The organism is Micromonospora sp. NPDC049102 (assembly GCF_043197485.1).
Taxonomy (GTDB): domain Bacteria; phylum Actinomycetota; class Actinomycetes; order Mycobacteriales; family Micromonosporaceae; genus Micromonospora.
The window spans coordinates 64,570-76,912 of sequence record NZ_JBICTE010000027.1; the positions used below are offsets into that span (position 1 = coordinate 64,570).

Consider the following 12,343-nt stretch of genomic DNA (forward strand, 5'->3'; position numbering starts at 1 on the left):
GGTTCGCGTCCCTGCACGCCGGATCGATGACGCGAACCTCTTGATCAACCGAAAAGAAGGGGCCGGTCAGCGGCCGAGCACCAGGAGCAGCACCGTCGCGACCAACCCGGCGCCGAGCACCACCATGACCGGTCGGGGACCGAGCATCGCGTGCCGACGATCGGCCAGCAGCCGCGCCGGCGCCAGCCCGATCAGCGGCCCGAACAGCGTCACCACCAGCGCCAGCACCGGCATCCCGACCGCCAGGTCGCCGCCGTACCCGACGCCGAGCGCTCGCGCGGCAACGCCCAGGGCATAGCCCAGCACCGCGCCGCCCACCCCGCACAGCGCCAGCAGGGGGTTGGCCGAGCCCGGCAGCTCACCCGGCTGCCCGGCCCGGTTGAGCAGGTCACGGGCGCGGCCGAGCAGCAACGCCGGGTCGGCCCCGTCACCGCCGTTGGCCGGCGCGGGCGGCCCGCCGAGACGACGCGCGCCCAGCCGTGCCCGGGCCTGCTGCCAGAGGTGTGCCACCTCGGCGTCCACCCGCTCCTGCTCCTCGCGGGCGTCGACCAGCTCCTGCTCGGCACGCCGCACCTCGGCGACGGCGTCCGCGACGGCCCGCTCGGCCGCCGCGCACTGCCGCTCGTACCAGGTACGTGCCTCGGCACGCTGCTCGTGCACCCGAGCGGTCAGCTCGGCCAGCCGTCGTAGCTGCGCCGTGTACGTCTCACTCGCCACCGGTTCGTTCATCGAGGCGGTCCATAGGGGATGATCACGTGGCCCGTGCGGTGCACCGCACGGTCGAAGAAGAGCCCACGCCACGGGCGGGGATACCAGTCCGGGCCGCCGGTGCCCGGGTAGAGCGACGCGCCCAACTCGCCGCCGTGCGCGTCCAACGCCACCCAGGCCCCGATCTGGTCGGTCCGGGCGGCCGGACCGCCGAGGTCGGCGCGCATCCGCGCCACGCCCCGCCACCAGGCCAGCACGTGGGTACGCCGCTCCGGGCCGTCGTGCAGGATCCGGCGCAACTGCTCCAGGCCGGTACGCCGACCCGTCCGCGCGGCCAGCGCGCCGGCTGCCGCATCGACCGCGAACAGCAGCAGGTAGTGCGGGCTGCCCGTGCTGGACAGCCCGTCGGCCGTCTCGGTCATCAACTCGCCGACGGTCTCCTCGTCGTACCAGGCGGCATCGTCGGCAAGGTCGTCGTAGAGCGCGCGGGCGATGCCGTCTGCGTCCGGGTCGAGGCAGGCGATGGAGAAGCGGGCGGTGCCGGGCGGGTGCTGGCGGGCCAGCGACCGGGCCGCGGCGTCCAGCACCGCGCACGCCTCGTCCACCCGCGTACCGAGCACCGCCAGGTTGCGCCCCGGCGCGCGGGGCAGGCGCAGCGCCGCCGAGCGCGCCTGCACGTCGATGATCTCGCCGAGCAGGGCCACCGGGGTGCGCGGCGCGCGGCCGTCCGGCGGGGCTTCGAGAGCCCGGAAGTCGGGAGCCTCGGTCAGCCGGGGGATCGCGTCACCGTCGAAGAGTCGGGCCGGCGCCGCGTCCGGCGGGCGCATCCGCCACAGGCGGTGCTGCAGGCCGCTCCACGTCTCCCAGTCACTGGCGGCCGGAATGCGGGCGACCTCGTTGCCCTCGACCATGCCCGACTCGGCGTTGACGACCGCGTGCCAGCGCGGCAGCGACTGCGCCGCGTCGTTGCGCTCGGCGAGGATCCGCAACGCCTTGGGCAGCGCGATACGCAGGGCGAACTGGGCCACCAGCGCGGGACGCCCCCACAGCGCCTCGATGCCCCGGACGTCCTGGGAGGCGAGCACCAGATGGATGCCCTGTGACCGGCCCCGGCGGGCCAGGTCCTCCAGCAGGTCGGCGGCCTCCCGGGCCACCACGTCGCGGCCGGCCAGCAGCATCTGGAACTCGTCGACCACCGCGACGACGCGTGGCCAGTGCCCGGTCGGGTCCACCGCGCGCAGCTCGGCGAGCTTGGTGACCTCGTGCTTCTTGGCCGCGTCGGCCCGCCGCCGCAGCTCCTCGGCGAGGAACCGCAGCAGCGCCAACCCGAACTCCCGGTCGGTGTTGACGTTGATACCGACCAGACGCATGTGCGGTAGCCAGCTCGGGTCACGCCGACCCTGCGCGAACCGGGCGAAGGACACTCCCTCCTTGAAGTCCAGGAGATAGAACTCCAGCTCGGCGGGGGAGTAGCGGGCCGCCAGGGCGCCGATCCACGCGAAGATCAGGTTGGTCTTGCCGGTGCCGGACGGCCCTCCGATCAGGGCGTGCGGCGGATAGTCGCCGAGCGTCAGGCGTACCGACCGGCCCTGCGGTCCCTCGCCGATCGGCACGGTCAGGCCGTCCGCCGAGTTCTCCCGCCACATCAGCTCGGGCGGCGGCAGCAGGTCGCCGAACGGCGTCGGCGGCGGACCCTCGTTCACCCGGGCGGCGATCTCGCGGCAGGTCTCGGTGACAAGCGTTGCCGGCGGCGGCGGGTCCAGCCGGACCGACAGGCCCGACGGCCCGCCGATCCGAGCACCCGAGGCGTCCGTCACCACGCGGGTCACGGTCGGATCGTCGGGCAGCGGCACACCACGGACGACCAGGTGCACCCCGCAGGCGGCACCGGCGCGGACCACCCGGTCGAGCTGCCCGCGCTCGTGCCGGTTCAGCTCGTCGCCGCCGAGCAGCACCGCCACCCGCCACGGCTCGGGACGACGGCCGGTCGCCGAGGCCAGCTCCCGCAGGGACCCGTACTCGCCGGCCAGCACCGTCTCGTTGATCCGCCGGATCTGTTCGACCAGGTCGTCGAGCAACGGGCCCAACCCGCCCGGTCCGACGAAGGTGAGCAACCCCGCCGTGCCCAGGGGCGCGAATCCGGCCAGTCCTCCGCCGAGGTGCTCCGGGTCGTACCCGATCAGTCGTACCCCACCGGGGTCGGCGCGGCCGACGGCCCGCAGCAGCAGCGCGGACACCACGGCGTCGCAGCCGGCGCGGTCCTCTCCGGACAGGTGGACGTGTCCGGCGTCGAGCAGCGGCACCAGCGCGGGCACCGGCTCGACGTCGTCGAGCCGGACCGTGCCGACCCGCAGCGCGCCGGGCGGCTCGGCCCGGCTCAGGGGCGTGGGTGTCCAGCCCGGCCAGTCGGCGCCCGCGCAGCCGGGTGCCTCCCGGCGTGCGGCGTCGGCGGCCTGGCGGGCCAGCTCCGCGATCCGGGTGGCGTGCCGGGCGTCGATCTCGGCGAGGCGGCGGTCGCGCTGGCCACCCACCCGCTCCGGTACGGCGACTGCGGCCCGGCGGACCCGGGCGAGCCGTTCCCGGGCGGCGCTCAACTCGGCCTGCGCCGCCGACAGTCGGGTACGGGTGGCGCCCAGCGCCTCGGCGAGGGCGTCCCGGACCCGGATGGCCAGCTGCCCGCGTCGGTCAGCCATCGGAGCCCCGGCGTGCCGGCGCGTCCCGCCACGGGCTGCCCGCCCGGGGCGGCAGGCCGCCGGGATCCGGTTCGGCCGGGTCCGGTGCGGACTGTGGCGTGCCGGCGGCGGCCAGGTCCCGGCCCAGCCGGGCGAGCAGCAGCCCGGCCGTCACACCGGCGGCCACCGCGGAGTCGGCGGCGTGTGGTGGCTCCCCGGACGACCGCGGTGGCGGCATGCGGCACACCCGGGTCAGCAGCGTCTCCAGCACCGGCGGTGGCAGTCCGGGCAGCAGGTCCCGGACGCGGCCGTCCAGCTCTCCGCGCAGCCGGCCCAGGTCGGTGGCGCGGGGCGGGTGCCCCAGCAGCTCACCGGCCAGCTCGCGCAGCAGCGGCGGTGCCAGCGCCGCCATCCCGAGACCCACGTCGGCCGAGGCGCGGCGCAGCTCGGTACGGAGGCGGTCGCGGTCACCGGCGCGTACGCCGCGTACGACCCGGTGCAGCAGCTCCTGCGAGTCGCGCAGTTGTTCGTCGGGCTCGTCGCCGTCGCCGTCGCGCCCGCCGGTCAGCTCGGCCACCCGCACCGACCACCAGCGACGCATCCGCACCTGCTCCGCCCGTTCCGGCGCCACGGTGGTCGGCCCGTCCGACGGGGCCTCGTCGTGGCGCTGGTCGCGCTGGTCTCGTTGCTGTGGCCGGGGCGCGGGGGTGCCGTCGGCGGCCAACCCGATCGCGGCCAGGTACGCCGACAACTGCTCCTGCGCCACCCGTAGCGCGTAGTTGGCGCTCTCGGCGTGCTCGGTGGCGGCGGACAGCTCGGGAACCCCCATCGGATTGGCCGACTCCTGGCGGACCCACCGCAGCCGCTCCGCGGCCAGGCCGAACTTCTCCAGCGCCTGACCGAGCAGGCCGACCGGGAACTCCTCGCTGGCCGCGCGGACCTGGCCGCCGATGTCCTCGATGATGGACATGCCGGCCTACAGGGTGGAGACGTAGAGCTGGGCCTGCTCCACCGCGACCAGTGTCGCGGCGAGACATTCCTCCAGCTCCTGACTGGCCTGTGTCAGCGACGCCTGAGCCGCCTCGACCGTCTCGTGCCCGCTGCCCTCCAGTGCGCCGGCCAGCGTCTGCTGCGCCTCGGACAGCTTCTCACCCGCGGCCTGGACGGCTGTCTGCCCGTCGCCGATCTGTTGGAGGGCGACATCGATGGCAGCCTTCAGCTCGGCGACGCTCGCCACGGCGGAACCTCCTGGGGGCGGGGAGATCTCCATTAGAGCCTATCGGCGTCCACGGGAGAACATCCGCCCTGGCGGTGTTCCTGCCCGCCTGACCGTTAACCCCCTGGAAGTGCCGGGAGTCCGTTCTGTGGGAGTCCCAGTGCGAGAACTTTTCAATCATCGCGGAGCCAGCGCGGGCCGTACACCTCGGCGCCCAGGGCGGTGACCCGCTCGCGCAGCTCCCGGTCGGCCGTCACCACCAGCCGGCGACGCTGCGGGGCCGCCTCCACCAGCTCGACCACCGTGTCGTCGCCGGACCCGGGGGCGGAGACCACGCGGACCTCGTCGATGCCCGGTACGTCCCGTGCCGCGCCCTCGACCACGAGCACCACGTCGACAGGTGCCGGCAACCGGGCGGGCAGCCCCTCGGCGGCCACCGGCGCGAGCGCGTCCCGCAGCCGGGCGGCGGCCCCGGCCCGGTCCCGCCACCACCCGTTCGGGCGGGAGCCCACCACGTTGGCGCCGTCGACGATCAGCAGCGGGTTCTCAGTCATGCCGCCAGCCTGCCATCCACCGGCCCGAACCGGCCGGACGCCACTCCACAACGCGGGGTGCGCCACCGCGTGCGGCGTTTGTCGGGCCGGGTGCCGGGTAGCCCCTGCCGACCGTGCCGCGCCCGACTGCGGAGGAGAGACAATATGGGACCCGGTGATCTCGGCTCCGACCCGTGGGACGAATTCCTGGCCCGGTACTTCGGCCGGGGAGAGGGAGGACGCCGACCGCCGCACCGGGTCGACATCACCCGCCTGATGACGGCCGACGCGCGGGAGATGCTGGCCGACGCGGCCCGCCGTGCCGCGCAGCGGCAGAGCAGCGACCTCGACACCGACCACCTGCTGTGGGCGGCCCTGCAACGCGAACCCCTGCGCGACCTGGTACGCCGGGCCGGCGCCGACCCGGACACCCTGCTCAACGCGCTCGGCGGCAAGGGCGACGGCGCGCCACGCGGCGAGGTGCCGCCCAACCTGTCGCTGACCCCGGCGGCCAAGCGGGCGCTGCTCGACGCCCACCAGCTCTCGCGGGCGATGGGGGCCAACTACATCGGCCCCGAGCACATCCTGATGGCCCTGCCGCTCAACCCCGAGTCGCCGGCCGGACGGATGCTGGCCGCCGGGCGGATCCAGCCCGAGTCGTTGCAGGCCGCCAACGCCGAGCGCGGCCCGATGAACGGGCCGAAGCCGGACCGGGGCACGCCCACCCTCGACCAGTACGGCCAGGACCTCACCGACCTGGCCCGCAACGACCAGATCGACCCCGTGATCGGCCGCGCCGACGAGATCGAGCAGGCCGTGGAGATCCTGTCCCGGCGGACCAAGAACAACCCGGTGCTCATCGGCGAGGCGGGTGTCGGCAAGACCGCCATCGTCGAGGGTCTGGCCGAGCGGATCTGCGACGGGGACGTGCCGCAGACCCTGCTGGGCAAGCGGGTCGTCCAGCTCGACCTCGCCGGCCTGGTCGCCGGCACCCGCTACCGGGGCGACTTCGAGGAGCGCCTCAAGAAGGTCATCGACGAGATCCGGGCGCACCGGGACGAGCTGATCATCTTCCTGGACGAGATCCACACCCTGGTCGGCGCGGGAGGCGCCGGCAGCGAGGGCGGGATGGACGCGTCCAACATGCTCAAGCCCGCCCTGGCGCGCGGCGAGCTGCGGGTGATCGGCGCGACCACGCTGGACGAGTACCGCAAGAGCATCGAGAAGGACGCCGCGCTGGCCCGGCGGTTCCAGCCGGTGCTGGTGCCCGAGCCGAGCATCGACGACACCATCGCCATTCTGCGCGGGCTGCGGGACCGGTACGAGGCGCACCACCAGGTGCGCTTCACCGATGAGGCGCTGGTCACCGCCGTCGAGCTGTCCGACCGGTACGTCACCGACCGGTTCCTGCCGGACAAGGCCATCGACCTGATCGACCAGGCCGGCGCGCGGGTCCGGCTGCGTACCCGTACCCCGGCGTCCGACGTGCGGGAGCTGGAGCAGGAGCTCGACGACGTACGCCGGGACAAGGAGCAGGCCGTCACCGACGAGCAGTACGAGCGCGCCTCCGCGCTGCGCGATCGGATCGCCGAGCTGGAGGGGGAGATCCGGCGCGCCAACGGCGAGGACGGGATGTCGTCCTCGCAGGTGCCCGAGGTGGGCCCGCAGGAGATCGCCGAGGTGGTCTCCCGGGCCACCGGCATCCCCGTCAGCCAGCTCACCGAGGAGGAGCGCGACCGACTGCTGCGCCTGGAGGGTCACCTGCACGAGAAGATCGTCGGCCAGGACGACGCGGTCACCGCGGTGGCCGAGGCGGTCCGCCGCTCCCGTGCCGGGCTCGCCGACCCGGAGCGCCCGATGGGCAGCTTCCTGTTCCTCGGACCCACCGGCGTCGGCAAGACCGAGCTGGCCCGCGCCCTGGCCGAGGCGCTGTTCGGCGAGGCCGACCGCATGGTGCGCGTCGACATGAGCGAGTTCCAGGAACGGCACACCGTCAGCCGGCTGGTCGGCGCCCCGCCCGGGTACGTCGGCTACGAGGAGGCCGGTCAGCTCACCGAGGCGGTACGCCGCCGCCCGTACGCGGTGGTGCTGCTCGACGAGATCGAGAAGGCCCACCCGGACGTGTTCAACATCCTGCTCCAGGTGCTCGACGACGGGCGGCTCACCGACAGTCAGGGTCGTACGGTGAACTTCAAGAACACCGTACTGATCATGACGAGCAACCTCGGCTCCGAGTTGATCACCGGAACGCAGCGTGCCGTCGGCTTCGGCACCGGCGCGCCCGGCAGCGAGCAGGAGAACGACGAGCTGCGCGAGCGGCTGATGCGCCGCCTCCAGGAGAACTTCCGCCCCGAGTTCCTCAACCGCATCGACGAGGTCATCATCTTCCGCCGGCTGGAGGCCGAGCAGTTGCGCGACATCACCGCGCTGCTGCTGGAGGACACCCGTCGCCGGCTGCACGCCCAGGACATCCAGGTGGAGGTCACCACCGCCGGCGTCGACTGGCTCGCCGAGCACGGCTACCAGCCGGAGTTCGGCGCCCGTCCGCTGCGCCGGGTGATCCAGCGCGAGGTGGACAACCACCTGTCCCGGATGCTGCTGGAATCCGCGATCTCGCCCGGGCAGAAGGTCGTCGTGGACGCCCGCGACGGGCAACTCACCTTCGAGGTGACCGCGGGCGAGCGGGGCTACACCGCCGCCACGACAACACACCCGCGATGAGCGGGCCGGCGCGACGCGACGAGCACGAGGAGCCGCACGAGGACGCGGACGCCGCGAAGCCCCGGGACGAGGACGACCATCCCGACCCGATCCTGGCGCCCCCGACCGCGAACCCGCGCCGGACGCGGGTGCCCGCCGAGGGCCTGCATCCCAAGACCGACCAGGACGACCCGGAGACGTCCGGGACGCGCCGGCGAGAGGAGACCTGATGGTACGCGACACGCGGCTCGACCCCGAGGTGGAAGTGCTCTGGGAGGACTTCCACGCCGAGGTCAACGTCCCGTCCGAGCAGCTGCGCACCTGGCTGTTGACCCGGGGCTCGGGGGAGGAGTCGTTCAGCCCGAACCCGGACCTCGACCTGCCCCAGCCGGGGCGGGAGATCCTCAAGGTGCTCAACAAGCGCAAGGTCGACCTCACGCCGGAGGACATCGACGTGATGCGGGAGGCGGTCGAGCGCATCCGCGAGCTGATGGACGCCAAGCCCCGGCGCGGCAACGCCGACGACGAGTGGCGGCACTCGCTGCTCGACCTCGGCCACGATCCACTCGTGGAACGCTGAGTTCGTCGAACGGTGCGACGGTGCCACCCCGGTCCGGGGCGGCACCGTCGTCGCGCGCTACTGGCCCTGGTCGGGCTCCAGGCTGCCGATGGTCAGCCCTGCCGCGTCGGCGGCCGCGTCGCGCTCGCCCCGGGTCTGGTCCTCGCGCGTGAGCAGGTTGGCGTACTCGGTGACGTCGGCCGGGTCGGGCACCTCTGGCAGCCGGCGCAGGAACGCCTCGACCTGGCGGGTGGCGGCGGTGTGCGCGGCGGCGGCCTGGCGGAGCAGTTCGCGGTCGTCGGCGGGCGGGTAGAGATCGGTCATGTCCGCCAGATACCCGGACAGCGGCGGTTCGCACCGCCGGTGACCGCCGCGTCGCGGGTGGCCTTCGTCTCGCGTCGGTCGTGTCACCGCCCGGCGATGCCGTCCAGGAGGGTTGTCAGGTTGTGCGCGAAGGTCTCCTCGGCGTCGAGGTGCGCGCCCTCGATGACGAGTCGGGCGACGGTGGGATAGCGGCCCGTGTCGAGCATGCGCGTCAGGTAGGGGCCGAGGCTGGCCTGCCAGGCGCTCAGCTCGGTGCCGGTGGAACGGGCGGTGCGTCGCTCGGTGACCTCCCGCCGCAGCGCCCCGACGATGAAGGCGTTGAGGGCGCCCAGGGCCCGCTGGAGGTCGTCGATGCCGCGGATGCCGGGGGCCTGGCTGAGAGCCGCGGCGGTCGACTCACCCACGGCGAGCGCGTGCGGCCCCAGGTGGGGTCGCCCGCCGAGCAGGTCGGAGAACCACTCGTGGTCGAGGGCGGCGGCGCGGGTCCGCCGCACGATGGACAGCAGCGTGCTGCGCCAGTCGGCGTGCTGGCCGGCTTCGGCGATCTGGGCGTAGACGGCGTCGACCATCAGGTCGAGCAGCTCTGACCGGTTGGCCACGTAGTCGTAGAGGCGCATCGGGCCGACGTCGAGTTCCTTGGCGATCCGGCGGACCGACAGGCCGTCGAGGCCGTGCGCGTCGGCGAGCCGGATCGCCGCGTCGGCGATCTTCGCGCGGCTCAGCGGCACCGGCGTCGCCCGGGGGCGAGGCTCGGGCCGTTCCCACACGGGCATCACTTCGCTACCGTACGGTGTATCCACGCGATACAGCGTACGGTAAGGGGAATGATGATGCGAATGGCGATCGTCGGTGGTGGCCTGGGCGGGTTGACGCTGGCACGGATCCTGCGCCGACACGGCATCGAGGCGGTGGTCCACGAACGCGAGGCGAACCGGTCCGCGCGCTCACAGGGCGGGATGCTCGACCTGCACCCGGAGTCCGGGCAGCACGCTCTCGCCGAGGCGGGTCTGGACGAGGAGTTCCGGTCGACGGCGCGGCCCGAGGGCGAGGAGCACCGCATCCTCGACCCGGCCGGACGTACCCTCGTGCACCACATGCCGCGACCCGGCTCGTTCGACGGACGCCCGGAGGTCGACCGCGCCGTACTGCGTGGTCTTCTGCTCGACGCGCTCCCGCCCGACGCCGTCGCGTGGGGGCGCCGCCTCGTCGCGGCGTCGCCGCGAGAAAGCGGGGGCTTCGTCCTCGCCTTCGACAGCGGCCATCGCGCCGGGTGCGACATCCTGGTCGGCGCGGACGGCGCGCGCTCGGTCGTCCGGGCGCTGCTGACCGACGCGCAGCTGTCCCACGTGTCCAGCCACGTCGAGCTGACCATCGGCGACGCCGAACGGCGCCACCCGGACCTCGCCGAGCTGGTCGGCCCCGGAAACCTGTGGTGCGTCGGCGTCAACCAGATCCTTGCCGCGCAGCGTCTCGGCGACGGCAGCATCCGGGTCGGGATCTCCCTGCCCGCCGACGACCGTGACCTCGACGCCTACCGGGACAAGCGCGTCCTGCTGGACCTGTTCGACGGCTGGGACGCCCGCCTGACCGCCCTCATCGACGCCGGCGACGACGTGCCGACCACACGCCGGGTCGAGGCCCTGCCGGTCGGCGCGCGCTGGGCCCACCAGCCGGGGATCACCCTCCTCGGTGACGCCGCGCACCTCATGCCGCCGGTCGGCGAGGGTGCCAACCAGGCCATGCTGGACGCCGCCGAACTCGCGCGGGAGATCGTCGCCCACCCCGCCGACCCGGACGCGGCGATCCGGTCGTACGAGGAGGCGATGTTCGCGAGGATCCAACCGATCGCCGAGATGTGCGCACGGGTGCAGGCGATGATGCTGTCCCCGACGGCGGCCGACGACCTCGTCCGCTTCTTCACGCCACGGACCGCCGAGCCTGCCGCGCCCCGCTAGACCCTCACACCCCGCTGGGCTGCCGGACGCCGAAGCCCGGATTGCGCACCAGCCAGTCCAGGTAGCTGGGGTGCGGCGCCAGCGAATCGGTGTAGGCGGCCTTCGCCGTGGACAGCAGCAGGTCGGCGTCGCGGGCGGCGGGCGAGTCCGGATGCCACCCCAGCAGCAGCCGCCAGCGCAGCGGGACACCGGCCAGGCGCCGGGTGACCAGACCGGACACCGGCCGGAACGTCGCCTGGCACAGGGCCACCGCCACGCCCGCCTCCACCAGGTCGACGCAACCGCGGATGTCGGTCTCGTACACCTTGCGGGGGGTGAAACCGGCGCGGGCGCACGCGGCGGCGAAACAGTCGCCGAAGCAGCCGTCGCCGGGCGCCGCCACCCACTGCTCGTGGCGTAGGTCCGCCAGGCGCACCTCGTCCCGGTCGGCGAGCGGGTGGCTCGCCGGCAGCAGCACCAGCACCGGGTCCACGGCCACCTCCCGCCACCTCAGCCCGAACTCGGCCGACGGGGTGGCGTCGCCGCACACGCCGGTGAGGGCGAAGTCCAACCGCCCGCCGGCCACCAACTGCGCCAGCTCGTCCACCGACCACGAGGCGTACGTGGTGATCTGGGCCGGCGGCTCCTCGGCGGCGAGCCGATGCACCAGCCGGCCCAGGATCGGGCTGTTCACGCCGCCGAGGCGGTAGCAGCGCGACACCTCGGCGGCACCGGCCAGCCGTGCCGCCTCGTCCTGTAGGCCCTTCATCGCCGGCAGCAGGACCCGGGCCCGGGCGAGCACCAGCTCACCGAGCGCGGTGGGCCGCGCGCCGCGCCGATCCCGGTCGAACAGCGGCCCGCCCAGAGTCCGTTCGATCCGCTGGAGCTGGGCGGTCAGCGCCGGCTGGGCGAGCCCGAGCGACGACGCCGCCTTGGTCACACTCCCTGTCTCCGCGATCGCGCAGACCACCCGCAGGTGTCGCAGCTCCAGGTTCATACGGTGACGGTAGGACCACGCCGCAGCCTGCGGAAGGGGCCAAGTGTATCGGTGACATTGAATGCATTCTGTGGTGCGGCCCGCGCCTTCAGTCGCGCGGCGGCTCCGGCAGGTCCTTGAGGTACGTCGGCCGCCGCGTCACCGCGTCGCGGAGCTTGTCCACCACGCCCACCGCCGGCTCGACGACGCGGTTCCACGGGGGCGTGGCCGGGGTGCCCGGGTGCGGCCGGGTCGGCGCGGCCTCCTCGGCGATCTCCAACCGGTTGCCCAGCCGGATCAGCTCCTCCGACGTCGCCACCGCGCGCAGCTCGGCGACGAGCGTGCCCACCCCGTCGACGTGGCGGCGGACCCGCTCGGCGACCTCGGTCACGGTCTCGTCGTTCAGCCCCTTGAGCGCGGCCAGCAGCGCCGCGTCGCCGTCGATCTCGGCGTCCACCCGGGCGGCCTCGGCCGGCAGCGCCGCCCGCACCGCTGGCAGCAGGTACTGCTCCTCGGCGGAGATGTGCCGCGACAGCGCGGCGGTGAGCACGGCCAGCGCCTCGTGCGGCGTCGCGTCCGGGCCGCTCAGCTGGTCCACGAGGGTCAGCAACTGCCGGTGCTCGCGGTCCACGATGTCGGCGACACTGCGGCCGCCGGGCCGGTAACCCTCGTCGGGTGCGGGCGTGGGCGGCAACGGGGGCAGGGGAACGGTGGACATGAT

Annotated in this window: 13 protein-coding genes; 4 read left to right on the top strand and 9 right to left on the bottom strand. The window is 74.0% G+C overall.

Annotated elements, in window-relative coordinates; translation table 11 throughout:
- Window positions 1–66: 66 nt before the first annotated feature.
- The 5 genes from ACGFH9_RS23170 to ACGFH9_RS23190 form a co-directional block, all read right to left on the bottom strand.
- Window positions 67–729, bottom strand: coding sequence for a hypothetical protein (locus ACGFH9_RS23170; protein ID WP_393222729.1), 663 nt, complete (start codon window positions 727–729; stop codon window positions 67–69).
- Complete coding sequence (locus ACGFH9_RS23175) at window positions 726–3,401, bottom strand: FtsK/SpoIIIE domain-containing protein (RefSeq protein WP_393222731.1); 2,676 nt, start codon at window positions 3,399–3,401, stop codon at window positions 726–728. The genes ACGFH9_RS23170 and ACGFH9_RS23175 overlap by 4 nt, the downstream gene beginning before the upstream one ends.
- Complete coding sequence (locus ACGFH9_RS23180; RefSeq protein WP_393222733.1) at window positions 3,394–4,350, bottom strand: hypothetical protein; 957 nt, start codon at window positions 4,348–4,350, stop codon at window positions 3,394–3,396. Before ACGFH9_RS23180 ends, ACGFH9_RS23175 begins: the two co-directional genes overlap by 8 nt.
- Window positions 4,351–4,356: 6 nt before the next feature.
- Window positions 4,357–4,617 carry a hypothetical protein gene (locus ACGFH9_RS23185; protein ID WP_030332749.1) on the bottom strand — a complete coding sequence of 87 codons (261 nt, stop codon included), beginning with the start codon at window positions 4,615–4,617 and terminating at the stop codon, window positions 4,357–4,359.
- A gap of 152 nt (window positions 4,618–4,769) precedes the next feature.
- Entirely contained in the window at window positions 4,770–5,150 is a 381-nt protein-coding gene (locus ACGFH9_RS23190) for a hypothetical protein (protein WP_393222735.1), read from the bottom strand.
- Window positions 5,151–5,294: 144 nt separating this feature from the next.
- On the opposite strand from ACGFH9_RS23190, the gene ACGFH9_RS23195 reads away from it, so the two are divergent.
- Genes ACGFH9_RS23195 through ACGFH9_RS23205 form a run of 3 tightly spaced genes read left to right on the top strand, consistent with a single transcriptional unit; the run spans window position 5,295 to window position 8,409 of the window.
- Entirely contained in the window at window positions 5,295–7,850 is a 2,556-nt protein-coding gene (locus ACGFH9_RS23195) for an ATP-dependent Clp protease ATP-binding subunit (protein WP_393222738.1), read from the top strand.
- Window positions 7,847–8,059 (top strand): hypothetical protein, encoded by a 213-nt coding sequence (locus tag ACGFH9_RS23200; protein WP_393222741.1) that lies wholly within the window; start codon window positions 7,847–7,849, stop codon window positions 8,057–8,059. Before ACGFH9_RS23195 ends, ACGFH9_RS23200 begins: the two co-directional genes overlap by 4 nt.
- Complete coding sequence (locus ACGFH9_RS23205; protein ID WP_355233387.1) at window positions 8,059–8,409, top strand: DUF3140 domain-containing protein; 351 nt, start codon at window positions 8,059–8,061, stop codon at window positions 8,407–8,409. Before ACGFH9_RS23200 ends, ACGFH9_RS23205 begins: the two co-directional genes overlap by 1 nt.
- 57 nt (window positions 8,410–8,466) lie before the next feature.
- Here the strand turns inward: ACGFH9_RS23205 and ACGFH9_RS23210 are convergent, their stop codons facing one another.
- Both ACGFH9_RS23210 and ACGFH9_RS23215 read right to left on the bottom strand, forming a co-directional pair.
- Window positions 8,467–8,712: a hypothetical protein gene (locus ACGFH9_RS23210; RefSeq protein ID WP_266241928.1), complete on the bottom strand. Its 246-nt coding sequence runs from the start codon at window positions 8,710–8,712 to the stop codon at window positions 8,467–8,469.
- An 83-nt stretch (window positions 8,713–8,795) separates the two neighbouring features.
- On the bottom strand, window positions 8,796–9,512 hold the full coding sequence (locus ACGFH9_RS23215) for a TetR/AcrR family transcriptional regulator (RefSeq protein ID WP_393222745.1): 717 nt from the start codon (window positions 9,510–9,512) through the stop codon (window positions 8,796–8,798).
- A 24-nt stretch (window positions 9,513–9,536) separates the two neighbouring features.
- Between ACGFH9_RS23215 and ACGFH9_RS23220 the strand changes: the two genes are divergently transcribed.
- A complete protein-coding gene (locus ACGFH9_RS23220) occupies window positions 9,537–10,667 on the top strand; it encodes an FAD-dependent oxidoreductase (protein WP_393222747.1) in 1,131 nt (376 codons plus the stop codon).
- 4 nt (window positions 10,668–10,671) lie between these two features.
- Here ACGFH9_RS23220 and ACGFH9_RS23225 read toward each other — a convergent pair whose 3' ends face one another.
- Together ACGFH9_RS23225 and ACGFH9_RS23230 are read right to left on the bottom strand one after the other, a co-directional pair.
- Complete coding sequence (locus tag ACGFH9_RS23225; RefSeq protein WP_355233394.1) at window positions 10,672–11,643, bottom strand: LysR family transcriptional regulator; 972 nt, start codon at window positions 11,641–11,643, stop codon at window positions 10,672–10,674.
- A gap of 88 nt (window positions 11,644–11,731) precedes the next feature.
- Window positions 11,732–12,340: a hemerythrin domain-containing protein gene (locus ACGFH9_RS23230; RefSeq protein ID WP_393222750.1), complete on the bottom strand. Its 609-nt coding sequence runs from the start codon at window positions 12,338–12,340 to the stop codon at window positions 11,732–11,734.
- Window positions 12,341–12,343 lie beyond the last annotated feature (3 nt).

What these genes read in the sequence shown, in the direction of transcription:
- ACGFH9_RS23175 (WP_393222731.1), bottom strand. Translation starts at nt 3,401, where the DNA reads ATGGCTGACCGACGCGGGCAGCTGGCCATCCGGGTCCGGGACGCCCTC.
- ACGFH9_RS23225 (WP_355233394.1), bottom strand. Translation starts at nt 11,643, where the DNA reads ATGAACCTGGAGCTGCGACACCTGCGGGTGGTCTGCGCGATCGCGGAG.
- ACGFH9_RS23190 (WP_393222735.1), bottom strand. Translation starts at nt 5,150, where the DNA reads ATGACTGAGAACCCGCTGCTGATCGTCGACGGCGCCAACGTGGTGGGC.
- ACGFH9_RS23210 (WP_266241928.1), bottom strand. Translation starts at nt 8,712, where the DNA reads ATGACCGATCTCTACCCGCCCGCCGACGACCGCGAACTGCTCCGCCAG.
- ACGFH9_RS23180 (WP_393222733.1), bottom strand. Translation starts at nt 4,350, where the DNA reads ATGTCCATCATCGAGGACATCGGCGGCCAGGTCCGCGCGGCCAGCGAG.
- ACGFH9_RS23220 (WP_393222747.1), top strand. Translation starts at nt 9,537, where the DNA reads ATGATGATGCGAATGGCGATCGTCGGTGGTGGCCTGGGCGGGTTGACG.
- ACGFH9_RS23170 (WP_393222729.1), bottom strand. Translation starts at nt 729, where the DNA reads ATGAACGAACCGGTGGCGAGTGAGACGTACACGGCGCAGCTACGACGG.
- ACGFH9_RS23205 (WP_355233387.1), top strand. Translation starts at nt 8,059, where the DNA reads ATGGTACGCGACACGCGGCTCGACCCCGAGGTGGAAGTGCTCTGGGAG.
- ACGFH9_RS23195 (WP_393222738.1), top strand. Translation starts at nt 5,295, where the DNA reads ATGGGACCCGGTGATCTCGGCTCCGACCCGTGGGACGAATTCCTGGCC.
- ACGFH9_RS23200 (WP_393222741.1), top strand. Translation starts at nt 7,847, where the DNA reads ATGAGCGGGCCGGCGCGACGCGACGAGCACGAGGAGCCGCACGAGGAC.
- ACGFH9_RS23230 (WP_393222750.1), bottom strand. Translation starts at nt 12,340, where the DNA reads ATGTCCACCGTTCCCCTGCCCCCGTTGCCGCCCACGCCCGCACCCGAC.